This is a genomic window from Stappia sp. ABD4_338, from assembly GCF_056312175.1.
Genome location: NZ_CM149982.1, coordinates 3,055,466 through 3,078,266, shown reverse-complemented (window position 1 = coordinate 3,078,266; position 22,801 = coordinate 3,055,466). Strand labels below are relative to the sequence as shown.

At 66.3% G+C, this 22,801-nt stretch carries 23 protein-coding genes; 13 read left to right on the top strand and 10 right to left on the bottom strand.

All coding sequences use genetic code 11. From position 1 onward, the window contains the following. Positions 1 to 88: 88 nt before the first annotated feature. Complete coding sequence (locus ACYX4S_RS13860) at positions 89 to 940, bottom strand: patatin-like phospholipase family protein (protein WP_476360613.1); 852 nt, start codon at positions 938 to 940, stop codon at positions 89 to 91. A 287-nt stretch (positions 941 to 1,227) separates the two neighbouring features. Between ACYX4S_RS13860 and ACYX4S_RS13855 the strand changes: the two genes are divergently transcribed. Continuing rightward, positions 1,228 to 3,036 (top strand): monovalent cation:proton antiporter-2 (CPA2) family protein, encoded by a 1,809-nt coding sequence (locus ACYX4S_RS13855; protein ID WP_476360612.1) that lies wholly within the window; start codon positions 1,228 to 1,230, stop codon positions 3,034 to 3,036. 134 nt (positions 3,037 to 3,170) lie between these two features. Then, the gene (locus tag ACYX4S_RS13850) at positions 3,171 to 3,392 is read left to right on the top strand and encodes a DUF2093 domain-containing protein (RefSeq protein ID WP_293721887.1); all 222 of its coding nucleotides are present in this window, start codon (positions 3,171 to 3,173) and stop codon (positions 3,390 to 3,392) included. Here ACYX4S_RS13850 and lpxK read toward each other — a convergent pair. The 6 genes from lpxK to ACYX4S_RS13820 form a co-directional block, all read right to left on the bottom strand. After that, complete coding sequence (lpxK, locus tag ACYX4S_RS13845) at positions 3,383 to 4,426, bottom strand: tetraacyldisaccharide 4'-kinase (RefSeq protein WP_476360611.1); 1,044 nt, start codon at positions 4,424 to 4,426, stop codon at positions 3,383 to 3,385. The two genes, ACYX4S_RS13850 and lpxK, sit on opposite strands and share 10 nt — an antisense overlap. Then, positions 4,426 to 5,760 (bottom strand): 3-deoxy-D-manno-octulosonic acid transferase, encoded by a 1,335-nt coding sequence (locus ACYX4S_RS13840; RefSeq protein ID WP_476360610.1) that lies wholly within the window; start codon positions 5,758 to 5,760, stop codon positions 4,426 to 4,428. Before ACYX4S_RS13840 ends, lpxK begins: the two co-directional genes overlap by 1 nt. Then, complete coding sequence (locus tag ACYX4S_RS13835; RefSeq protein WP_476360609.1) at positions 5,757 to 6,479, bottom strand: lysophospholipid acyltransferase family protein; 723 nt, start codon at positions 6,477 to 6,479, stop codon at positions 5,757 to 5,759. The genes ACYX4S_RS13840 and ACYX4S_RS13835 overlap by 4 nt, the downstream gene beginning before the upstream one ends. Positions 6,480 to 6,533: 54 nt before the next feature. After that, the gene (locus tag ACYX4S_RS13830; RefSeq protein ID WP_293721895.1) at positions 6,534 to 6,776 is read right to left on the bottom strand and encodes a DUF4170 domain-containing protein; all 243 of its coding nucleotides are present in this window, start codon (positions 6,774 to 6,776) and stop codon (positions 6,534 to 6,536) included. A 110-nt stretch (positions 6,777 to 6,886) separates the two neighbouring features. Then, positions 6,887 to 7,684 carry a 3'(2'),5'-bisphosphate nucleotidase CysQ gene (locus tag ACYX4S_RS13825; protein ID WP_476360608.1) on the bottom strand — a complete coding sequence of 266 codons (798 nt, stop codon included), beginning with the start codon at positions 7,682 to 7,684 and terminating at the stop codon, positions 6,887 to 6,889. After that, on the bottom strand, positions 7,671 to 9,017 hold the full coding sequence (locus tag ACYX4S_RS13820) for a TldD/PmbA family protein (RefSeq protein WP_476360607.1): 1,347 nt from the start codon (positions 9,015 to 9,017) through the stop codon (positions 7,671 to 7,673). Before ACYX4S_RS13820 ends, ACYX4S_RS13825 begins: the two co-directional genes overlap by 14 nt. 234 nt (positions 9,018 to 9,251) lie before the next feature. On the opposite strand from ACYX4S_RS13820, the gene ACYX4S_RS13815 reads away from it, so the two are divergent. Next, on the top strand, positions 9,252 to 9,866 hold the full coding sequence (locus tag ACYX4S_RS13815; protein WP_476360606.1) for a DUF6101 family protein: 615 nt from the start codon (positions 9,252 to 9,254) through the stop codon (positions 9,864 to 9,866). A 51-nt stretch (positions 9,867 to 9,917) separates the two neighbouring features. Here ACYX4S_RS13815 and ubiA read toward each other — a convergent pair whose 3' ends face one another. Beyond that, on the bottom strand, positions 9,918 to 10,862 hold the full coding sequence (gene ubiA, locus ACYX4S_RS13810) for a 4-hydroxybenzoate octaprenyltransferase (RefSeq protein ID WP_476360605.1): 945 nt from the start codon (positions 10,860 to 10,862) through the stop codon (positions 9,918 to 9,920). 217 nt (positions 10,863 to 11,079) lie between these two features. Between ubiA and purD the strand changes: the two genes are divergently transcribed. Continuing rightward, entirely contained in the window at positions 11,080 to 12,348 is a 1,269-nt protein-coding gene (gene purD / locus ACYX4S_RS13805) for a phosphoribosylamine--glycine ligase (RefSeq protein WP_476360604.1), read from the top strand. A gap of 186 nt (positions 12,349 to 12,534) precedes the next feature. Next, positions 12,535 to 13,449 (top strand): alpha/beta fold hydrolase, encoded by a 915-nt coding sequence (locus ACYX4S_RS13800; RefSeq protein WP_476360603.1) that lies wholly within the window; start codon positions 12,535 to 12,537, stop codon positions 13,447 to 13,449. A 39-nt stretch (positions 13,450 to 13,488) separates the two neighbouring features. On the opposite strand, the gene tldD is transcribed toward ACYX4S_RS13800, so the two are convergent. Continuing rightward, on the bottom strand, positions 13,489 to 14,913 hold the full coding sequence (gene tldD, locus ACYX4S_RS13795) for a metalloprotease TldD (RefSeq protein ID WP_476360602.1): 1,425 nt from the start codon (positions 14,911 to 14,913) through the stop codon (positions 13,489 to 13,491). Positions 14,914 to 15,053: 140 nt separating this feature from the next. Continuing rightward, entirely contained in the window at positions 15,054 to 15,536 is a 483-nt protein-coding gene (locus tag ACYX4S_RS13790; protein ID WP_293721985.1) for an invasion associated locus B family protein, read from the bottom strand. Positions 15,537 to 16,180: 644 nt separating this feature from the next. On the opposite strand from ACYX4S_RS13790, the gene coxB reads away from it, so the two are divergent. The 8 genes from coxB (at position 16,181) to ACYX4S_RS13750 (ending at position 22,758) form a co-directional block, all read left to right on the top strand. Further along, positions 16,181 to 17,110, top strand: a complete 930-nt coding sequence (gene coxB / locus ACYX4S_RS13785; protein ID WP_476362871.1) for a cytochrome c oxidase subunit II — start codon at positions 16,181 to 16,183, stop codon at positions 17,108 to 17,110. Between the two features lie 101 nt (positions 17,111 to 17,211). Further along, on the top strand, positions 17,212 to 18,819 hold the full coding sequence (gene ctaD, locus ACYX4S_RS13780; RefSeq protein WP_476360601.1) for a cytochrome c oxidase subunit I: 1,608 nt from the start codon (positions 17,212 to 17,214) through the stop codon (positions 18,817 to 18,819). A gap of 148 nt (positions 18,820 to 18,967) precedes the next feature. Beyond that, positions 18,968 to 19,930 carry a heme o synthase gene (locus ACYX4S_RS13775; RefSeq protein WP_476360600.1) on the top strand — a complete coding sequence of 321 codons (963 nt, stop codon included), beginning with the start codon at positions 18,968 to 18,970 and terminating at the stop codon, positions 19,928 to 19,930. Beyond that, positions 19,927 to 20,082 carry a hypothetical protein gene (locus ACYX4S_RS13770; RefSeq protein ID WP_293721915.1) on the top strand — a complete coding sequence of 52 codons (156 nt, stop codon included), beginning with the start codon at positions 19,927 to 19,929 and terminating at the stop codon, positions 20,080 to 20,082. The genes ACYX4S_RS13775 and ACYX4S_RS13770 overlap by 4 nt, the downstream gene beginning before the upstream one ends. Positions 20,083 to 20,112: 30 nt before the next feature. Beyond that, positions 20,113 to 20,754, top strand: a complete 642-nt coding sequence (locus ACYX4S_RS13765) for a cytochrome c oxidase assembly protein (RefSeq protein ID WP_476360599.1) — start codon at positions 20,113 to 20,115, stop codon at positions 20,752 to 20,754. A gap of 59 nt (positions 20,755 to 20,813) precedes the next feature. Next, complete coding sequence (locus ACYX4S_RS13760) at positions 20,814 to 21,680, top strand: cytochrome c oxidase subunit 3 (RefSeq protein WP_476360598.1); 867 nt, start codon at positions 20,814 to 20,816, stop codon at positions 21,678 to 21,680. Between the two features lie 70 nt (positions 21,681 to 21,750). After that, entirely contained in the window at positions 21,751 to 22,296 is a 546-nt protein-coding gene (locus ACYX4S_RS13755) for a L,D-transpeptidase family protein (protein ID WP_476360597.1), read from the top strand. A 63-nt stretch (positions 22,297 to 22,359) separates the two neighbouring features. Continuing rightward, a complete protein-coding gene (locus ACYX4S_RS13750; RefSeq protein ID WP_293721923.1) occupies positions 22,360 to 22,758 on the top strand; it encodes a DUF983 domain-containing protein in 399 nt (132 codons plus the stop codon). Positions 22,759 to 22,801: the final 43 nt, after the last annotated feature.

Sequence of the window (22,801 nt, the reverse complement as noted above, 5' to 3'; positions counted from 1 at the left end):
CGGGAGAGGGGGAAGGCGCCGGCGGAAACCTGTCCTTGTGAAACAAGGGTAGCGCCGAGGCGCCGCTCATCAAGGGCCGGACTGCCCGTCAGCCGGCGGCAGCGGATTTGAGGTGGGCCTCGATGACCTCGCCGAGTTGGCGTTTCACGGTTTCGCGCAAGGGCTCCGCGCCAGCCAGGATCTCCTCGGTCTTGAGGAAGTCCAGAACCCGGTAGCCGGGAAGATCCGGCTTCACCAGCACGTTGGGCTGGCGGCTCTTGAGCTTCTCCAGGGTGATCGACTGCATGAGGATCTGGATCGAGCCGAACAGGGCGTCGCCCGTGCCGGGAACCGTCTTGCCCTTGCGCGGTATCGGGGATCCGACCACGTCGCTTCCCACGACGATGTCGATGTTGTCGGGCAGGGCGTCGAAGGGCAGGGGATTGACGATGCCGCCGTCGACCATGACGCAGCCGTCCACGACCACCGGCCTGAATATGGCCGGGATTGCCATGGAGGCGGCGACCGACCGGTGGAGATCGCCCTCACGCAGGCGGATCTCGCGGCAGGCGAAAAAGTCCGTCGCGATCACCGTCAGTGGAATGCCCAGATCGTCGAACGCGGGCGGGATATGGTTGCCGATGAAGGTCTCAAGCACCCGCGGCGCATCGAACTGCATGATGCCCGGCGATGAGAAGAGTTCGCCGAAACGGCGCGGGCGCAGCTTCCAAAGCCGTGCGGCGACGGCGTTTCGGTCGCGGAAGATCTCCGTGGCCACGGCTCTGAGCTCTTCACCGGGAAGCCCTCCGGCGTAGCCGGCCGCCAGGATCGCTCCGATCGACGTGCCCGCCATGGCGACCGGCTTGATGCCGAGGTCGTCGATCGCCTCAAGAACCGGAACATGCGCCAATCCGCGCGCACCTCCGCCCCCCAGCGCGACGCCGATCCGCGGTCCGCTCATTCGAAATGCCTCCTGCGTCGGAACCTTGCCTGCAACGTTCATGGTGTCGCCGCGAAAAGCGGTAAGATCAAGACAGGATACGGAAGCTGCCTCCCGATGTGAAAGGCGGTCTGGTGTGGCGCGGATGTCGCCCGTCCGCTCCGCCCGGTATAGTGGGCAGGGGAAACGGCGCCTGCGAGATTCGCGAAACGCCTGCCGTTCCCCCTGGCGTTTTTCGCCCGGGCCCCGTGCTCTTCGCACCGGGTGCCGGTGAAGGATGCCTTGTTCCGCATACCCGAGGGAGGCCCATGGCCAGCGAAGCAGCCCCGCCGTTCTTTGTCGAGTCCATGCTCTTTCTCACCGCGACCGTGGTGGCGGTTCCGCTTGCCAAGCGCATCGGGCTTGGATCCGTTGTCGGATTTCTGGCGGCCGGCATCGCGCTCGGACCCTACGGCCTGGACCTCATCGCGGGTGCGGGAGATGTGAGGGGCGTCGCGGAACTTGGCGTGGTGCTGCTGCTTTTCGTGATCGGACTGGAACTCGAACCGGCGCGATTGTGGCAGATGAAGGGGGATATCTTCGGCCTGGGAACATCCCAGGTGCTTGCCTGCGGGGCGGCTTTGGCCGGACTGCTCCTGCTGGTGGGCACGAGCCCCGAAGTCGCCGTCATCGCGGGCATGGGCCTGGCGCTCTCCTCCACGGCCTTTGCGCTGCAGATCCTGCAGGAACGCGGCCAGCTCACGACCGCCTATGGCCAGCGGGCCTTCGGCATCCTGCTTCTGCAGGACATGGCGATCGTGCCGCTTCTGGCCCTGATCCCGATCCTGGCACCGCAATCCGATGCCGATGCGGGACGCGGGGTCCTGGTCGAACTGGGCATTACCATTACCGCCGTGGGCGGCGTCATCGCGGCCGGGCGCTATCTGCTTTCTCCGCTCTTCACGCTTCTTTCGGCGGTGCGCGCGCGCGAGGTCATGCTGGCGGCGGCCCTGCTCGTCGCGCTAGGCAGCGGAGGCATCATGCATGCCGCCGGGCTGTCCATGGCACTTGGTGCCTTCCTTGCGGGTGTGATGCTGGCGGAATCGAGCTTCCGGCACACGCTCGAGGCGGACATCGAGCCGTTTCGCGCGTTGCTCATGGGGCTGTTCTTCATCTCCGTCGGCATGTCGCTCGATCTTGGCCTGGTCCTGTCGAGCTGGCATCGGGTCGCCATTGGCGTCGCGGCGGTGATGGGGGTGAAGGGAGCCCTGATCTGGGGACTGGCGCGCCTCTTCGGGTCGTCGAATTCCGATGCGCTCAAGATTGCCGTCACGCTTCCCCAGGGCGGCGAATTCGCCTTCGTGCTCTTTACCGCCGCCAGCGCCGCGCAGATCCTGGCGCCGGGCCAGATGACGCTGCTTCTCGCGATCGTCGTCGTGACCATGCTGCTGACGCCGGTCGGCTGCGCGATCCACGACATCATCGCTAGGCGCCTGCAAAAGCGCGGTTACGTGTCCGACGCGATCGAGGTCTTCGCCGAGACCCGCCCGGCGGTGATGGTCATCGGGTTCGGCCGGTTCGGCATGATGGTGTCGGAGATGCTGACCGCTGAGGGGGTTCGCATCATCGCGCTCGACAACCGGCCCGACCGTGTCACCTATGCACGCAAGCTCGGCTACAAGGTCTATGTCGGCGACGCGACCCGCGCCGACGTGCTCAAGGCGGCCGGTGGCGACGACGCCGTTCTGATCGCGTTGTGCATCGAGAACGACAAGGTCATGGGGCAGGCGGTCGACCTGATCCGGGAGGAGTTCCCGCACGCCAAGATCTACTGCAGGGCGACCGACCGGTTGCACGCCCTGGATCTCGCGCGCCGGGGGGTGGACTACCACATTCGCGAGACCTTCGAATCGAGCCTCAGCTTCGGGCGCGCGGCTCTCGAGGCGCTGGGCATCAAGGGTGATCGCATCGAGGAGATCGAGGAGGATGTGCGTCGCCGGGACCTGGAACGACTCGAGCTTCAGCTTCGCGACGGACCGAGTGCCGGAGCGGACCGCATCAACCGCATGACGCCGCGCCGGGCTTCCGCCACGCCGAAGGATGCGGACGGCACCGGGGATGACGCGACAGGGCCGTGAGCGGCAGGCGATCGGCGGTGGTCAACGCGTGACCGGGCCGCTATGTAGGGCGTGAGATCATGAGACGAAACGGCAGGGGCGGGCGATATGCGCCGCAGGGGCGAGGTCCTCGCGCCGCCGGAGGCAGGAACGGCATGAACAGACTGGACATTCCGCGCGCGGAGGGCGAGGCCCGCATCCGCTATCTCGACGCCGACTATCAGCTCCTGTCGCCGGGCACATTCGTGCTGTGCGCGGTCACCGGGCAGCAGATTCCGCTCGATGAGCTGAAGTACTGGAGCGTCTCGCGCCAGGAGGCCTACGTCGACGCCCATGCGGCGCTCGCCCGCTACCGCGAGAGTGGCAATCAGGCCTGACCGCGCGCGCGACCGAGCCGCGCGTCAAGCAACGCGGCGAGCGCGGGCGCGTCGTCGGCCACCATGCGCACCTTCAGCACCTGACAGCTCGCGAGCAGTCTGGCAACCGCCGGGTCCTCGCGCGTTGCGCCATGCGCCATGCGCACGAAATCCTTCTCCGTCGTGACCGGAACGAGATCCCGCGCCTCCGCCCGCGCCATCAGGCGGGCCGCATCCGCGACCGAATAGGCCCGGTGATCGCCGAAAACGTGTCGCTCGACGATCCGGGCACCTTCCCGCTCCAGTGTTTCGAAGAATTTCTCCGGCCGCCCGATGCCGGCGAAGGCGAGAACGCGGCGGCCCGAAAGCCCGTGACCGGGAATAGGCGCAAGCCGGGCCGAGAGAACCTGCCGGTGGGAGACCCGGGCGCGGGCGCGCAACGCGTCTCCGGCGGCGGCCTCGCGGCCCACGAGCACCACGGCATCGGCACGTGGAAGCTGGACCTCGAGCGGTGCGCGCAAGGGACCGGCGGGAATGACGCACCCGTTGCCGATGCCGGTGGCGGTATCCGCGAGAACCAGCGACAGGCTTTTGGCAAGCGTCGGGTTCTGAAAGCCGTCGTCCATGACGATCACCGATCCCAGCGTCTCGGCCAACCGGGCGCCTGCCGCCCGGTCGGCGCTGACGATGGTCGGCGCTTCGGCGGCCAGCAGCAGCGCCTCGTCTCCGACCTCGTGCGCTCCGTGCAGGGGCGCCTCCACGACGACCGGCTTGTCGCGCCCGAACGTGCCGCCGTACCCCCGCGTCAGAAATACGGGCGCCTCTCCCATCTCCCGAAGCATCGAGGCCAGCAGGAGCGCCATGGGGGTTTTTCCCGTGCCTCCGGCGACGAAGTTGCCGACGCAGATGACGGGCAGCGGGGATGTGAAAGCGGGTGCGCGCTCCATGCGCCTCGACGAGAGGAAGCCGTAGACAAGCGAGAACGGCAAAAGCAGATGGGCGGCGAGCGTGATGCGCGGTCGCCACCAGAAACCGGGAGCGCCAAGCCCAACCATCACGCGCCGCCCTGTCGTGCGGAGATCGGGAGCCAGGAGGAAAGCGCGTCCAGTGTTGCCGCAAGGGCGCCGCTTCCGGCGTCCGTGACGTCCCCTGCAAGGACCGCGACATGCCGTGCGGCATCGGGGTCGCGAAGCAGCCTTTCTACCTGGTCGGTGAGCCCGGCCTCATCCTCCACGACCAGTGCGCCGCCCGCGTCGATCAGCGGCGTGTAGATGTCCTGGAGATTGAACACATGCGGCCCCGTCAGGATCGCGGTGGACAGTCTGGCCGCCTCGAGAGGGTTCTGGCCGCCTTCAGGCACCAGTGACTTGCCGATGAAGGCGACGGGAGCGAGCCTGTAGAACAGCCCGAGTTCACCGATCGTATCGGCCAGATAGATCTGGGTGCCCGCGTCCGGGATCTCGCCCGCGCTGCGGCGTGCAACGCGAAGGCCGCGCGCGGAAAGGTCGTTCGCGATGATCTCGCCGCGCTCGGGATGGCGCGGAACGACAATGCTCAGAAGGTCCGCAAGGCCCCTTGCCTCGAGGGCCTCGTGTACGCTGGCAGCAATCGTCTCCTCGCCCTCGTGCGTGCTGGCGGCAAGCCAGCGCGGACGTGAGCCGAGAGCGGACCGCAGACCCTCGAGGGCGTGCGGATCGGCGGCAAGCTTCTGGCTGTCGTACTTGAGGTTTCCGCTGACCTCGACGCGTGGCACGCCGAAGCCGGCAAGGCGCTCCGCGTCGGCCTGCGTCTGGGCAAGGCAAAGCGTGAGGCGTGAAAAGATCCGGCGTGCCACGAAGGGCACCTTGTTCCAGCCCGCGCGCGTGCGTTCCGACATGGTCGCGCTGGCGATGACAAGCGGAATGCCGCGCGCATGAAGCCGGTGGATCGTTGTCGGCCAGATTTCTGATTCCAGCGTGATAGCCAGGTCGGGGCGCCAGTGGTCGAGGAAACGGGAGATGTTTCCCGGCGTGTCGTAGGGCACGAACTGGTGCAGAACGCCGGGCCGTCGCTGGCTGGCGGCAATGCGGGCCGACGTCACCGTTCCGGTCGTGAGAAGCACGGTGACACCGGTTTCTGCCAGCGAGGCGATGAGCGCCTGCGCGGCGTTCATCTCACCGACACTCGCCGCATGCAGCCAGACAAGCGGCCCGTCCGGACGCGCCAGGGAGGCACGGCCGAACCGTTCGCCGCGGCGGGCCGGGTCCTCCTTGCCGCGGCGCATCCGCCGCGCGTGCAGCAGGGGAAGCAGCGGCGTCACGAGGCGCCCGAAAAGACGGTATCCGGCAAGAAGCGTCTCGCCGGCGATCCGCGAAAGAGTGCTTTCGTTCGTGGGACGGGCGCCGCTCATGAGGGAGCCGTTTCGAGCGCTCCGGGAAGCGGCTCGCCGTCCGCGAGGGCACGGGCGCGTTCCGTTGCCCGGTCGAGACTGCGCTGCAGGGCCTGCCGGGCCTCTTCCATTGCCGCCTCGTCGGCATCGCGCGGTACGTGGACGAGTTCGCCGAGCGACAGCGCCATGCGGCTGAACGGCAGGTTGATCGTCGCCCTGTCCCAGGTGGAAAGGTCGATACGCCGGCTCGTGGTCATGGCAAGAGGCATGATCGGGCGACCGGAATAGCGCGCGAGCTGGATGATGCCCGATCCGACGACACGCCCGACCTTGGGAACGTCGGCGGTCATGGAGGCGCTCGCGCCTTGCTTCAGGACACGCAGCAGTTCGATGAAGCCGCGCGCCCCGCCGCGCTTGGCGATCTGGTGTGCACGGTGAGCGCCGGAGGCGCGGACGATGCCCATGCCCAGCTTGCGGGCCGCAATGGCGTTGATTTCGCCGTCCGCGGACTTGGAGATCATCACCCGGACATCGTGGGTCTCGGGCCGTGCGAAAGGCACGAGAAAATGCTGCCCGTGCCACATGGTCACGATGGCCGGCAGGTCGGGGAGAACCCGCTCACCGAAGTCGGGCGGATCGAGAACGAGCGTGCTCGTTGCGCGAACCGTCTTCAGATACGCGGCGAGTCCGTTCCCGATCAGCTTCTGGACGATAGGGCTGCGTCCGGCGCGCTTCAGCATGGCCGGCCCCGGCGCGGGGGCGCGGCGAGCCGCGGAGCCCGGAAATCAGACGGGTCAGTTATCGTCGCTCTCCGGGTCCAGGAGCCGGTGCATGTGGACGATGAAGTAGCGCATCCGGGCGTTGTCGACCGACTGCTGCGCCTTCTGCTTCCACACCTTGTAGGCGCTGGCGTAGTTCGGGTAGATGCCGACGATGTCGAGGGCGTCGAGATCGGCAAACGTATTGCCGTCGATCTTCTCGAGTTCACCGCCGAACACGAGGTGGAGCAACTGCTTGCCGGGTGCTGCATCGGTCATGGTCTGTCTCCGGGTGTGCCTGCGCGCACGTCGCTTGTACCAGGCCGGCCAGTGGTCGGCGCATTCTCTTGCCTGTGACCGCCGACCCGAACGAGGGTCGTCCGGCGGCCTCAGCCGGGATCGGCCAGAAGAACGCGCAACGGATCGACCAGCGCGGGCGGTCCGGCGAGAAGGGCCGGATGGCGGACGCTTGGCCGGTTGTAGGCGAGCGGCGTGCCGCTCATGTCCTCCAGCCGTCCGCCCGCTTCCTGCACCAAAAGATCGGCCGCCGCAAGATCCCAGTCGCACGCATTCTCGCGGGCGACGGCGACATCCACGCGGCCTGCCGCGACCATGGCCAGCCTCAGCGCCAGGGAGGGCACATATCCGATGCGCGCCAGTCCGTGGCCTTCAAGCTTCGTCCCGTCGCTCAGGGTTCGCGGACCGGCCAGACTGGACCCCTGAAGCGCCGTGCGCCGCGAGATGGCGGCGGATTGGCCGTTGAGGGTCGTGCCCGCGCCAAGCGTCGCGCGGTAGAGGTCGCCGTTGACGGGACGGTAGACGACCGCCGAAACCGGCCTGCCATCCTCCACCACCGCGAGCGCGACCGTCCATTCGTCGGAGCCGGCGAGAAAGCCGCGCGTGCCATCGATCGGATCGACCACGAAGCTGCGCCTCTTTTCCAGCCGGATGCGATCGTCGGCGGTTTCCTCCGACAGCCAGCCATAGCCGGGGCGCGCGGCGCGCAGTAGCTCTTCAAGATGCCGGTCCACGGCAATGTCGGCCTCCGAGACGGGAGAGTCGTTCTCCTTGGTCCAGCGGCGCGGATCCTTGCGGAAGAAGGTGAGGGCGATTTCGCCCGCCGCCCGCGCGGCTTCGGTCAGAAGATCGGTATCGTCCCGGTCGGTCTGTGTGTCACGAACCGGCAATGGCCATGTCCTTCACCAGAACGCTCGGCACGCGGAGCGCGGAACGCGTGTCGAGATCGTTCGCCGGCTCCAGCGAGGCGAACATGTCGACCAGATTGCCGGCCAGTGTGATCTCGCTCACCGGATAGGCGATTGCGCCGTCCTCGATCCAGAACCCCGAGGCGCCGCGCGAATAGTCGCCGGTCACGCCGTTGACGCCGTGGCCGATCAGGTCGGTGACGAGCAGACCGGTCCCGATCTCCGCCAGCATCTCTTCGCGCGAGCGCGCGCCCGGACGCAGGGTGAGATTGGTGGGCGAGGGACTGGTGCCCGCTCCGCTGCGTGCCGCGCGTCCGTTGGAGGTCAGGCCCAGCTCGCGCGCGCAGGCGCCATCGAGAAGCCACTGCGTCAGACGCCCTTCCTCGACAAGCCGCAGCGGCCAGGCCGCACGGCCCTCGCCATCGAAGGGCCGGCTCGCGGGACCGCGCCGGATGGTCGGGTCGTCGTCGATGGTGATCGTGGGGGAAAAGACCGCTTCCCCGAGCCGGTCCTTCAGGAAGCTGGTGCCGCGTGCGATGCCCGCGCCGTTGATCGCCCCGGCGAAATGTCCAAGCAATGTGCGCGCGGTGCGCGGCTCGTAGACGACGTGCGCCCGCTGGCTGGAGAGCTTGCGCGGGTTGACGCGCGCCGCGGCCCGTTCTCCCGCGCGCCTGCCGATGGCGTCCGCCGCCTCGAGATCCTCCAGGAACGCCCGCCCGTCGTGATCGTAGTCGCGTTCCATCGCGGTGCCCTCGCCGGCGATCGCCGTGGCCGAGACACCGTGTCGGGAGGCAAGATAGCCACCGGAAAAGCCGTTGCTGGTCACGAGGACCAGTCCGCTGATGCTCCAGGACGCATGCGCGCCGCCGGACTTGCTTACGCCGGAAACGCCAAGGGCCGCCGCTTCCGCCGTCCGCGCCCGCTCCACAAGCGCCTCGGCTGCCACGACGGTCGTGTCGAGCAGCTCCAGGTCGGGAAATGCGTCCTTGAGAAGGTCTTCCTCCGGCGCGAGCCCCGCGTAGGGATCCTCCGGTGCGGCCCTTGCCATGGCGACCGCGCGCTCGGCGAGGCGTTCCCCATCGCCGAAGGCATTGGCGGACACCGAGGCAACGCGCTTGCCGACGAAGACACGCAAGGTGACGTCGTCTCCTTCCGAGCGGTCGGTCTCTTCCACCGCGCCGTCGCGCACGTCGGCACCCAGCGACAGGCCGGTCGCTGCGACGACCTCGGCCTCGGACGCGCCTGCGCGCCGGGCAAGATCAACGAGGCGGGCCGCGTTTTCGGCAAGACGGGACTGATCGATCGGCAAGGTCATCTGGCGGGAGATCCGGGTTGGGAGAATGTGCGCTGAAACTAGTCGTCGCCGGCGCCCCCGGCAAGGAAGGCGTTCGTGGCCGGTCACCATTTGTTTGCCCTGTCCGGTGACCAATCACTAACCCTGGTTGCAGACACCAAAACTTAACCGCGTTCGTTAAGCGGATCGGGACGCCTGACTGCTAGTCTCGAAACCATCAGAGGCCGACAACAAACAGGCCCGATGGAGAGCGAATTGAAGCGTCAAACAGCCTATCAGGATGCCGTCGCACACGGATCGGGCCGCGCCACGCGGCTCGATCCGGCCGAGATGCCGCATCGCTTCGCCGCCCGGGGCCCTGGCCTCGGGGAGGCGGGGGAGGCCGCATCCCTCGACGTCTACATCGACCGGGTCCAGGTCATCGTGAAACGCCGCCTCGGCGGGCTTCCCCTGACCATGGCCCAACCCGTCAGCGCCTATCTCGGCGTCTTCGCCGAGGTGTCTCCCGGTGCCGAACCGGGCACTTTCGCCGCCCGCATAGGCCTGCTTCACCGCGACCGCGACCAGTCCATCGAACTGGCACGGGGTGATGCACTGGAAACCCTGGCCGCCGACTGGCGGGCCTGGGCGGATGCCCTGGAACTGCCGCTGCTGCTTCTGGAAGCAGACGGTCACGTGACCCGTCTGGACGGTCCCTCGACGATGCCGCGCAAGCGCATGACGACCCGTCCGACCGGCGTGACGACCCGCCGCCGGGTTGCCGCGCTGACCGCGCGCCGTCCCCGCTTCCTCAACCGCCGCAAGGCGGGGCGCGCCTCCGGGACGGCCACCGTCCACGGCGGCGAACGCGAGATCATCGCCCGGCACTGAAACGCGGATGTGCCGGGCCGCGGCCCGCACTCCTGCGCCTGCACTCCTGCGTCAGAGCAGGGCCTGGATAAGCGCGTCGGCGACGAGGCCGGCGAACAGGATCCATCCGAATCCTTCGTTCGAGCGGAAGAGCTTCAGGCACTGGTCGTTGTCGTCGATGTCGAGCACGACGATCTGGCGTGCGAGATGGCCGAAGCCAAGGGCCAGGCCGACGAAGGCGGCCGGACCCGCATCCACTCCGAATAGTGCCGCTCCGACGAGCACCGTCGCCCCGCCATAGAGCAGGGTGAGCGCCGGTTTCGTGTGGCTTCCGAACAGGCGCGCGGTGGAATGGACGCCGACGATGGCGTCGTCCTCCTTGTCCTGGTGGGCATAGATCGTGTCATACCCGATCGTCCACAGGATGCCGCCGGCGTAGAGCGCGAAGGCGGGCCAGGAAAGGCTTCCGAAGGCTGCCGCCCAGCCCATGAGGGCCCCCCACGAGAAGGCCAGCCCCAGGAAGAGCTGCGGCCAGTTGGTCACCCGCTTCATGAACGGATAGATCGCGACCACCGCAAGCGAGGCAATGCCGAGCAGCACCGTGAAGCGGTTGAACTGGAGCAACACGACAAGACCGACGAGCGCCTGCGCGACCAGGAAGAGCTTGGCCTGGAAGGGTGTCACCTGGCCGGACGGCAGTGGGCGCGAGCGGGTACGGGCCACCTTGTCGTCGATATCCTGGTCGACGAGGTCGTTGTAGGTGCAACCCGCACCGCGCATGGCGATCGCGCCGATCATGAACAAGACGAGATGCCAGATGTTCGGCACCGCGTGGCCACCGGCGATTGCCGCCACTGCGGCCGACCACCAGCAGGGCCACCGCAGAAGCTGCCAGCCGATTGGCCGTTCCCAACGCGCGAGCCTGGCATAGGGCCTCAGCCATTCGGGAGCATGATTGTCGACCCAATGGCCGCGCACCGCGTCCGCGACCTGTCCCCTGATCGTGCCGTCGTTCATCACTGTTCCAAGCCGGTTTGAAGCATGTGAACGTGATAGCGGCTTTGCACGTCCGATGAAAGGGTGGGCGCAAGGCAAGGGCGGGGCTTGTCTCCCGCTCGCTTGCGCTGTACGACCCGCGCGACGGTCGTCCGCGCTGGGTCGCGGGCTGGCCGCGGATGAGCAACGGGCGCGCCTTTTCGGCCCGCCGCACACGAGCACGGGGCGCGCGAAAGCCATGAACATTCTCCTGATCGGTTCCGGCGGACGCGAACATGCCCTTGCCTGGGCCCTGGCGCGCTCGCCGCGTACGAAAACCCTGTATGTCGCGCCCGGCAATGCCGGCATCGCCGTCGAGGCGACCTGCATCGCGCTTGATGTGTCCGATCATTCGGCGGTCATTACCTTCTGTCGCGATCATGACGTTGAGCTGGTCGTGGTCGGTCCCGAGGCCCCGCTTGTGGATGGCCTCGCCGACAGCCTGAAAGCGGCGGGCATCAAGGTGTTCGGCCCGAGCGCCGCCGCCGCCCGGCTGGAAGGCTCCAAGGGCTTCACCAAGGATCTCTGCGCGCGCGCGGGAATTCCCACGGCCGCCTACGGGCGTTTTGCCGATGCCGCCAGCGCGCGGGCGCATGTGGAGGCCAATGGCGCGCCCATCGTCGTGAAGGCGGACGGCCTTGCCGCCGGCAAGGGCGTCGTCGTCGCGATGACCCGGGACGAGGCTTTCGAGGCCATCGATGCGTGCTTCGAGGGCGAGTTCGGCGCCGCCGGTGCCGAAGTGGTCGTGGAAGCCTTCCTTCAGGGCGAGGAGGCGAGCCTCTTCGTGATCTGCGACGGCAGGACCGGTCTCGCGCTTGCCACGGCCCAGGACCACAAGCGGGTCGGCGATGGCGACACCGGTCCCAACACAGGCGGCATGGGGGCCTATTCTCCAGCACCCGTCATGACGGACGAACTGACCCGGCAGGCCATGGACGAGATCATCCGTCCCACCATCGACACACTGGCCGCCGACGGCACGCCTTTCGTCGGGGTGCTCTATGCCGGGCTGATGATCACCGACAAGGGTCCCGAGCTCATCGAGTACAATGTCCGCTTCGGCGACCCCGAGTGCCAGGTTCTGATGATGCGGCTGGAGAGCGATCTCGTGGATCTGCTGGAGGCCGCCTGCGACGGGCATCTCGACGAGGCGAAGGCGGTCTGGCGTGACGAGGTGGCCCTGACGGTCGTTCTCGCCGCCAGGGGCTATCCGGGAACCTATGAGAAGGGCACCGAAATCCGGGGGCTCGCGGACCTCGAGGACGATCCGCTTCTCAAGGTGTTTCACGCGGGCACCCGCTCGCAGGAAGGCAGGATCCTTGCGAACGGCGGTCGCGTCCTCAATGTCACCGCTCTCGGAAGCAGCGTCGCGGAGGCACAGGCCCGCGCTTATGCGGCGGTTGGCCGCATCGACTGGCCGGAAGGATTTTGCCGGACCGATATCGGCTGGCGTGCCCTGAAACGCTGATCCCGCCGTGTGTTTCGCAGCGTTTTCCGACGGGCCGGGGCAGTGCCGGTGGTGCCTGCCCTTGTGGCTATTGTCACCTTGAGAAACAACGCATAATCCAGCATTCTTCGCGACGTGTTGCTCCCCCCGACGATGCAAGAGCGCGCGATTCCGCGGCACGGGGAGGCGCGCGGGGGGAAGCGTGGGATGCTGAAGGCAGAGCGGGACTTGTTTCCGGGGTTCGAGGAACGGACCCTGGCCGGGGACGGGGTGGAGATCCATTGCCGTATCGGGGGCAGCGGTCCCCCGCTTCTGCTGCTGCACGGTTACCCGCAAACACACGCCATGTGGCATCCGGTCGCCGGCGATCTCGCCCGGTGTTTCACGGTCGTCATCGCCGACCTTCGCGGCTACGGCCGTTCCGGTGCCCCGGAAGGGGACACGGACCACATGCTTTACTCAAAGCGGCAGATGGCGCGCGACATGATCGTGGTGATGCGCGCGCTCGGTCATGAGCGTTTCGCGGTTGCCGGGCATGACAGGGGAGGCCGCGTGGCCTACCGGATGGCGTTCGACCATCCCGACAGCGTTACCCGCCTCGCGGTCCTGGATATCCTGCCGACCTACGACTACTGGCAGAACATGGACTGGCGCTATGCCATGGCGATCTACCACTGGCTCTTCCTGGCCCAGCCGAAGCCCCTGCCCGAACGCCTGATCGCCGGCGCGCCGGACTTCTATCTCGACTACACGCTGGCGAGCTGGACGGCGACGAAGGATCTCTCGGCTTTCGATCCGGATGCGCTCGCCGAGTATCGGGCCTCCTTCCGGCAGGAAGCCCGCCAGCACGCCGCCTGCGAGGACTACCGCGCGGGGGCGACCATCGACATGGATCTGGACACCCGCGACCGCGAGGCCGGGCGTCGCATTGCCTGTCCGCTTCTGGTGATCTATGGCGCGGCCGGTCTTGCCGGCAAGACGGCGACGCCGCTCGACACCTGGTCGACATGGGGCGACGACGTGAGTGGCGCGCCCGTCGATGCGGGGCATTTCATGGTCGAGGAAAATCCGGCCGAGACGCTGCGCGTGTTGCTCTCGTTCCTGTGCGAGGGCGTCTGCTGAAACCTGCCGGAGGGCAGGGAGCCGCGATGGGGCCACACCCTAAAGAGCGGTGCCGCCGATGGTCATGCCATCGATGCGCAGGGTCGGCTGCCCCACGCCCACCGGAACGCCCTGACCCTGCTTTCCGCAGGTGCCGATGCCCGGATCGAGCGCCATGTCGTTGCCGATGGCACTGACACGCGTGAGCGCGTCGGGGCCGTTTCCGATCAGCATCGCGCCCTTGATCGGAGCGCCGACCTTGCCGTTTTCGACCCTGTAGGCCTCGGTGCAGGAGAAGACGAACTTGCCGCTGGTGATGTCGACCTGTCCGCCGCCGAAGGAAACGGCATAGATGCCGTCCTTCACGCCCTCCAGGATCTCCGCCGGATCCCTGTCTCCCGCCATCATGATGGTGTTGGTCATGCGGGGCATGGGGATATGGGCGAAGGACTGGCGCCGTCCGTTCCCCGTCGGCTTCACGCCCATCAGCCTCGCGTTCTGCCGGTCCTGCATGTAGCCGGTCAGGATGCCGTCCTCGATGAGGACCGTGCGTCCCGTCGGCGTGCCTTCGTCGTCGATTGTGAGCGAGCCGCGCCGGCCGACGATGGTGCCGTCATCCACGATCGTCACGCCCCTCGAGGCGACGCGCTGGCCCATGAGACCGGCGAAGGCCGAGGTCTTCTTGCGGTTGAAGTCGCCCTCGAGTCCGTGGCCGACGGCCTCGTGCAGCAGGATTCCCGGCCAGCCCGACCCGAGAACAACGTCGAAACTGCCGGCGGGAGCGGGTACCGCCTCCAGGTTCACCAGCGCCTGGCGGAGGGCCTCGTCGACCGCGTGCTTCCAGCTTGCCTCGGTGAGATAGGTCTCGAGCGGTTCGCGCCCGCCGAAGCCATGCGAGCCGCTTTCCTGCCGGTCCCCGGATCCCGCGACGAGGGAAACGCCGAAGCGCACCAGGGGGCGGATGTCGCGCACCCGGTGGCCATCGGCGCGAAGGATGTCGACCACCTGCCAGGATGTGGCGAGCGAGACGCTGACCTGGCGCACGCGCGGATCGCGGGCCCTGGCGAAGGCGTCGACCTCGGCGAGGAGCCGGGCCTTTTCGGAAAAGTCCGGCCGGGCGCTCGGGTTGAGATCGCCGTAGAGCCTTTCGTTGGTGCCCGCCGGCGCAGCGTCATACCGGCCCGAGTGGCCGGCCGCGACGGCGGACGCCGCATCGGCGGCGCGCTTGAGGGCCGCCATCGAGATCTCGCCGGACTGGGCATAGCCCGCGGCCTCGCCCGCCACGGCACGCAGGCCGAAACCCTGGGAGGTGTCGAAATTCGCTCCCTTGAGCCGACCGTTGTCGAAGACGAGGCTCTCGGCTTCCCGGTATTCCAGAAACAGCTCGCCGTCATCCGCCCCGGCGAGTGCGTCCGCAACGACGCGGCGCACGTCGGCCTCGTCGAGACCGGTATCGGCGAGCAGATCGGGAACGGAGAGGGTCACGGGCGGGGTCCTGACGTGTTGTGGCGCGGAACCCTCGGGTTTCCGCGCCGGTGCTTTTGGGCGTCGCGGCGATGATGACAAGGATTGCGCGCGCAAGCGCCCGGTCAAGGGGCGTGTTCGAGCGCGACGCTCGGCTTGTCCTAGGGAAGCGCGTCGAAGCCTTCGGAGAAGCCGTTCAGCGAGATCGGAATGCCGATGCCCTCTTCCGGCGTCTGGAAGATCACGAAGGTGGCCGCGTTGCCGGTCTTCATCTTCTCGATCAGGTCGTCCTGCATCACCACCTCGACGATGCAGCCGTTGGGCAGGCAACGCACGAAACCGGCCCGGCCAACGTCCGCGTCGTCGACCCGCAGGCCAAGTCCCATGGGAAGCAGGACACCGAGCGGGGCAAGCACCCGCAACAGGCGGGAGTTCTTGTCGGCGGTCTTCAGGACGATCACGGACAGGCCGACGTTCTCGCGGTCGTCGGCGGTCACGTTCTGGATCAGGGCGCACTGTTCTTCCTGCGCACCGGCCGGGGTGTCACAGCGCATCTGCCAGTCGCCGTGAACCGAGCGCACGGCGCCCTGGGCGCTGGCGGTTGTCACGGTCGCACCGAGATGCGCGAGAACGAGAGCCGCCACGGCAAGGAGGCGCGTCAGGGGCTTTGTGGCAAGGGACACAGGCGAAACTCCGTTGGTTCGCGGCGCGGGACCAGTCGCCGGCTCCGGTCCGGCGGCCGACCGGATGATTGTCTCGGGGCCGCTCATCCGTGACTTGATTCGCCGGAAACGGCACCCTTGAGCTTTTTCTCCGCTGGAAAGGTCGATTTCAAGGCGAAACACTTCCGCCGTCCTCTTGCGTGGCCACCAAACGTCATGCCGGGCCGCGACGCGCGGCTGCCCATGATACGCGAGGTCGGAATTGGCCGGAATTTGGGCACTTCCGAAACTACTGCATTGCGAAACGGGGCGGCTTGTGGTTTTTCATCCCCGCTTTGATCTCGATCATGCGCGGTTGCGGCGTTTTGACGCTCCTTCCCGCGATCTCGAGTTAAGCTACACTTTGGCAACACGAGTGTGGCCGAAAAGAGCCTTGCGGCGTAAGGCCGACCGCGCTCTTTTGGCGCAGCGACGACCCGGGCCCGGGGGCACCGGCAGGTAGGCAAAGGGCCTTGCAGCGGGTCCCTGGTCCGGCCCGACCGGTCGCGCGACGCTTGGATTTATGAGACAAGGACCCATGATGCCCGTCGGGGCTGGGTCAGGAAGGGAGCACGGACGTGACACAGATGGTCGAACTGGCGCGGAAGGTCAGGCGTCTGACGAACATGGCATTGGTCTCCGCGACGGCGCTTCTTGGTGGCGCGGGCGCCGCGATGGCGGCGCAGCCCGAGCCTTGGCACATCACGCTGCAGCCGGCGGTCACCGAGATCATGCGTGACATCACCTGGTTCAACAGCTTCACGCTGACGATCATCACGGTGATCGTTCTCTTCGTGCTGGCGTTGCTGCTGTGGTGCATCTTCCGCTTCAATTCGAAGGCCAATCCGACGCCTTCGCGCACGTCGCACAACACCATGATCGAGGTCGTTTGGACAATCGCTCCGATCCTGATTCTCGTTGTGATCGCGATCCCCTCGTTCCGCCTTCTCTACAAGGAGGTGAACGTGCCGGCCTATGACATGACGCTCAAGGTGACCGGCTACCAGTGGTACTGGGGCTACCAGTATGCGGACGAGGGCATGGAGGATGTCTATTTCGACAGCCTGCTTATCCGCGACGAAGCGGAGCGCAAGGCGAGGGCCGCGGCCTTCAAGCGCCCCGAGAGCGAATACCCGCGTCTTCTGGCGGTCGATACCGAGGTCATCGTTCCGGTCGACAAGGTCGTTCGCGTTCAGGTGACGGCAGCCGACGTGATCCACTCCTTCGCCATGCCGGCCTTCGGCGTGAAGATCGACGCGATCCCGGGCCGCCTCAACGAGACCTGGTTCAAGGCCGAGAAGACCGGCATCTACTACGGCCAGTGCTCTGAGCTTTGCGGCAGGGACCATGCCTTCATGCCGATCGCCATCCGCGTGGTGGAGCAGGACCAGTATGACGCCTGGGCCGAGGCAGCCAAGACGGATGTCGAGGAAGCCACGAACGAGCTGATGGCCGCGATCGCCGCCGGCAATTCGACGGCCGATGCGGGCGCTTCGATGGCCGTCGCGACCCGCTGAACGAACGGCACAACTTACGGAATCGCCGCGGACGGACTGTCGCCCGCGGCCCACGACGGGCCGGGCCCGTTACCCGGAATCGACAACGAGGGAGCTGGAAGATGGCCTATGCAGCGCACGCGCAAGGCGACCATGACCATCCGACCGGATGGACGCGCTGGGTCTATTCGACCAACCACAAGGACATCGGTGTCCTCTATCTGATCTTCGCGATCATCGCGGGTATCGTCGGCGGCGCGCTGAGCGTCGGCATCCGTATGGAGCTCCAGGAGCCCGGGATGCAGATCTTCAGCAATCCGCATACGTTCAACGTGTTCACGACCTCGCATGGTCTCATCATGATCTTCTTCATGGTGATGCCGGCGCTGATCGGTGGCTTCGCCAACTACTTCGTGCCGATCATGATCGGTGCGCCGGACATGGCGTTCCCGCGGATGAACAACATCTCGTTCTGGCTGCTTCCGCCTGCTTTCCTGCTGCTGCTGCTTTCGCTGTTCGTCGAAGGACCCACGGGCGGCTACGGCTTCGGCGGTGGCTGGACGGCCTATCCGCCGCTCTCCTCGGCAGCTCCGGGCGGGCATCCGGGGCCGGCAATGGATCTCGCGATCCTTGCGCTGCACGTGTCGGGTGCCTCGTCGATCCTGGGCGCGATCAACTTCATCACCACGATCTTCAACATGCGCGCCCCGGGCATGACGCTGCACAAGATGCCGCTCTTCGCCTGGTCGGTGCTGGTGACGGCGTTCCTGCTGCTGCTCTCGCTCCCGGTTCTCGCCGGTGGCATCACCATGCTGCTCACGGACCGCAACTTCGGCACCACGTTCTTCGATCCGGCCGGTGGCGGTGATCCGATCCTGTTCCAGCACCTGTTCTGGTTCTTCGGTCACCCCGAGGTGTACATCCTGATCCTGCCGGCCTTCGGCATTGTCAGCCACATCATCTCGACCTTCGCCCGCAAGCCGATCTTCGGCTACCTGGGCATGGCCTATGCCATGGTCGCGATCGGCGTCGTCGGCTTCATCGTGTGGGCCCACCACATGTACACCGTCGGTCTCGACGTGGACACGCAGGCCTACTTCGTCGCGGCGACGATGGTCATCGCGGTTCCGACGGGCGTGAAGATCTTCTCCTGGATCGCGACGATGTGGGACGGTTCGATCTCGTTCCGCACGCCGATGCTCTGGGCGATCGGCTTCATCTTCCTGTTCACCGTCGGTGGCGTCACGGGCGTCCAGCTCGCCAACGCCGGCCTCGACCGCTCGATGCATGACACCTACTACGTGGTGGCGCACTTCCACTACGTCCTGTCGCTGGGTGCCGTGTTCGGCATCTTCGGAGCCTGGTACTACTGGTTTCCCAAGATGTTCGGCTACATGTACAACGAGACCATCGGCAAGGCGCATTTCTGGATCACGTTCATTGGCGTGAACCTGGTCTTCTTCCCGCAGCACTTCCTGGGTCTGCAGGCCATGCCGCGCCGTTACGTGGACTATCCGGACGCGATGGCCGGCTGGAACTTCGTCTCCTCGATCGGTTCGTACATCTCGGCCTTCGCCGTGCTGGTGTTCCTGGCGGGCATTGCCGAGGCCTTCGCGAAGAAGCGCAAGGCCGGTGACAATCCGTGGGGCGAAGGTGCGACGACGCTGGAGTGGACCCTGTCCTCGCCGCCGCCGTACCACCAGTTCGAGACTCTGCCGCGCATCAAGTAAGCGGCCTCGACGAAACGCTTCCCCGCACATGTCACGAGCTGTGCGGGGAAGCCGCCTGCCCGGGATGACTTTCCGCGTCCGGACAGGAGCACTGACCTGACCCCGGCCAAGCATGGTTGCCGGGAACCCATGGGACGAAGAACCGATCATGTCGTTTGCAGAACTTCGGGACGGACCGCTCGACGACGCCGCCGCATTCGGCGGACAGGGAGAGGTCGGCGACTATCTCGCCCTCTTGAAGCCGCGCGTCATGTCGCTCGTCGTCTTCACGGCACTGGTCGGGACCCTGATCGCGCCGAGCGGCATCCATCCGGTTCTCGCGCTCGTTGCCATCCTGTGCATCGCCATCGGCGCGGGAGCGTCGGGTGCGCTGAACATGTGGTATGACGCCGATATCGACGCGGTGATGTCGCGCACCCGGTCACGGCCTGTGCCCTCGGGCCGCGTCGCGCCTGGCGAAGCGCTGACCTTCGGTCTGACGCTTTCAGCCTTCTCGGTCGGCATTCTCGGGCTGGCCACAAATTGGCTTGCCGCCGGTCTTCTCGCCTTCACCATCTTCTTCTATGCCGTCGTCTACACGATGTGGCTCAAGCGCTCGACGCCGCAGAACATCGTCATCGGTGGTGCTTCCGGCGCGTTCCCTCCGATGATCGGATGGGCGGCCGTGACCGGTTCGGTCAGTGTTGAGAGCGTGACGCTCTTTCTCATTATCTTCATGTGGACGCCGCCGCATTTCTGGGCGCTGTCGCTGTTCAAGCGCGGCGACTATGAGGACGCGAAAATTCCGATGCTTCCCGTCGTCGCCGGCGAGGATGTCACCCGCAATCACATTCTCGCCTATTCGGTGCTGCTCGCACCCATCGGTGTCGCCCCCTGGCTGCTTGGCTTTGCCTCGCCGATCTATGGGGCGGTCGCCATCGTCCTGGGGCTGGTGTTCGTCATGCATGCGATCACGGTCTGGCGTCGCCGCGAGGGTGAGGAGGCCCGCAAGGCGGCCGTGTCCCTGTTCAAGTTCTCGCTCGTCTACCTGTTCCTCGTTTTCGCGCTGCTGCTTGCCGACAGCACGCTTGCGCCGCTTGTGTCCGCGCTGCTTCCGGGAGGCATGGCATGAGCGAGAACGGGATCCGGATGAGCGAAGAGCAGAAGCGCCGTCAGCGGAACCGGTCGATTGCCATCGGTCTGGTTCTCGCCGGCCTCGTGGTGCTGTTTTACGTCATCACCCTGGTCAAGATGGGACCGGGTGTCTTTGATCGCTCGCTGTAGGGCATCGGGCTGGGGGATGAGGAGGACTGCATGACGCGGAAACCTGAAAATACGACGCCCGAGACCGCCGCGGACGAGGCGGCGCGCCGTCGCGGGCGTGCCAACCGGCGTGTCGCGATCAGCGCTTTCAGCGGTGTCATGCTGATGGTTGGCGCGGCCTATGCCGCCGTGCCGCTCTACCAGATCTTTTGCCAGGTTACCGGCTATGGCGGGACGACCCAGCGCTCCGACAGCGTGACGGGCGAGATCATCGATCGCAAGATCACGGTGCGGTTCGATGGCAACGTGAACTCGTCGCTGCCGTGGAAGTTCGGCCCCGACACCCATGCCGTGACGCTGCGCATGGGCGAGACGGGAACGATGTCCTATCACGCAACCAACCTGGCCGGAGAAGCGAACGTGGGGACGTCGGTCTTCAACGTGACGCCCTTCGAGGCCGGGGCCTACTTCAACAAGATCCAGTGCTTCTGCTTTACCGAGCAGCCGCTCGCCGCCGGCGAAACGGCGGAAATGCCGGTGGTGTTCTTCGTCGATCCGGAGATGGACAAGGATCCTCAGTTGAAGCACATCAAGGAAATCACGCTTTCCTACACCTTCTACCCGGACAAATCGGCGGAGACGCCGGTCGCCGCCAAGGCCACCGGGGCGGGTGAAGAGAAGAACAGCTTGTAAGGACCGTGGCCCGTCCCGGTGACGGTGCCTCAAGACAGAGAAAGATCGGGGGAAGACCCATGGCCCACGCCAAGAACCACGATTACCACATCATCGAGCCGAGCCCCTGGCCGTTCCTTGGCGGTGTCGGCGCCTTCATCATGGCGCTTGGCGCGATCGGCCTGTTCAAGCTGCACAAGGGCGTGCCGTTCCTTCTTTTCGGCGTCGATCTTGCCGGATGGGGCATTTTCGCCGTCGGCCTGCTGATGGTTCTCTACGTGATGTTCGGCTGGTGGCGCGACACCATCCGCGAGTCGATCGCGGGCGATCACACACCGGTCGTGCAGCTTCACCTGCGCTACGGCATGCTGCTCTTCATCGCGTCCGAGGTGATGTTCTTCGTCGCCTGGTTCTGGGCCTTCTTCGATGCGTCGCTTTTCGTCGGCGAGGCGCAACAGTATTCACGTTTCGAGGCGACCGGCGGTGTGTGGCCGCCGCAGGGTATCGAGACCTTCGACCCCTGGCATCTGCCGCTGTTCAACACGCTGATCCTGCTTCTTTCCGGAACCACGGTCACCTGGGCGCACCACTCCCTGCTGCACAATGACCGCGAGGGCCTTAAGTGGGGCCTGGTGTTCACCGTTGTGCTCGGCGTGTTCTTCTCCTTCGTGCAGGCCTATGAGTACAGCCACGCGACCTTCGGGTTCTCCGGCTCGATCTACGGCTCCACGTTCTTCATGGCGACCGGCTTCCACGGCTTCCACGTGATCGTGGGCACGATCTTCCTTGCGGTTTGCCTGATCCGTGCATCGGCCGGCCAGTTCACCCCGCAGAAGCATTTCGGTTTCGAGGCGGCAGCCTGGTACTGGCACTTCGTCGACGTGGTGTGGCTGTTCCTCTTCGTGTCGATCTACATCTGGGGCGCGGGCAGCTCCTACCACTCCTGATGATCGCGGAGCCCGGCCAAGTGCCGGGCTCTTTTTTCTGCCCCGCCTCCGGTCATGAATGGAGTGCCCTTTGCGCCGTCGAAGAGTCACTTCGATCGCTTTCTCCGTTCTGGTCGTCCTGAGCGTGGCCGGCTTTGCACTGTTCGATGGCCAGGCGGAGATCCCGCCGGTGCCGGGTCATGGCGAGACGGACGTCGCGCTGGTGACGTTGTCGAAGGCCGAGCGGCGGCTGGAGCTCCTCGACGGGGATGGCGCGGTGGTCGCGCGCTATGACGTCGCTCTCGGGAGTTCACCGGTCGGCCACAAGCAGCGTGAAGGTGACGGTCGTACGCCCGAGGGGCGCTATCTGCTCGACTGGCGCAACCCGCGAAGCGCGTTCCACCTGTCCCTGCATCTGTCCTATCCGGATGCGGCCGACACCAGGGCTGCGGACGCCCGCGGGGAGGATCCCGGCGGCATGATCATGATCCATGGCATGCGAAACGGTCTGGGGTGGATTGGTGCGGCGCATCGCCTGATGGACTGGACAGACGGCTGCATCGCTGTCACCAACGAGGAAATTCGGGAGATCTGGAGCCTCGTGCCGAATGGTACACCGATCGAGATCCGCTCCTGAGCGGCAGGCTGACGAGAGACCTTGCGGCCTGTGCCCGGACCAGAGCCGGAAAGGCGAAATGCCATGAAACATGACAAGGACAGCGCGCTTTACCCCAGGCAGGATCCGATCCGCACGGGGCTGGCCGGAAAGTGCCCGCGCTGCGGCCAGGGGAACCTCTTCAAGGGCTTCCTGTCCACGCGCGATCATTGCTCCAATTGCGGCCTCGACTACGATTTTGCGGACAGCGGAGACGGACCGGCAGTGTTCATCATCATGCTGGTCGGTTTCATCGTCGTGGCGCTGGTGCTGGTCACCGAACTCACCTGGCAGCCGCCGATCTGGCTGCATCTGGTCCTCTGGCTGCCGTTGACCGTGATTCTCTGCCTTCTCACCCTGCGCCCGCTCAAGGGGGTGATGATTGCACAGCAATATACCCACAGTGCCCGCGAGGGACGCCTCGAAGACACGACCGAGGATTGAGTGAGCACCGGAATGCCCTCCTCCGATACAAGCTCCGTTTCAC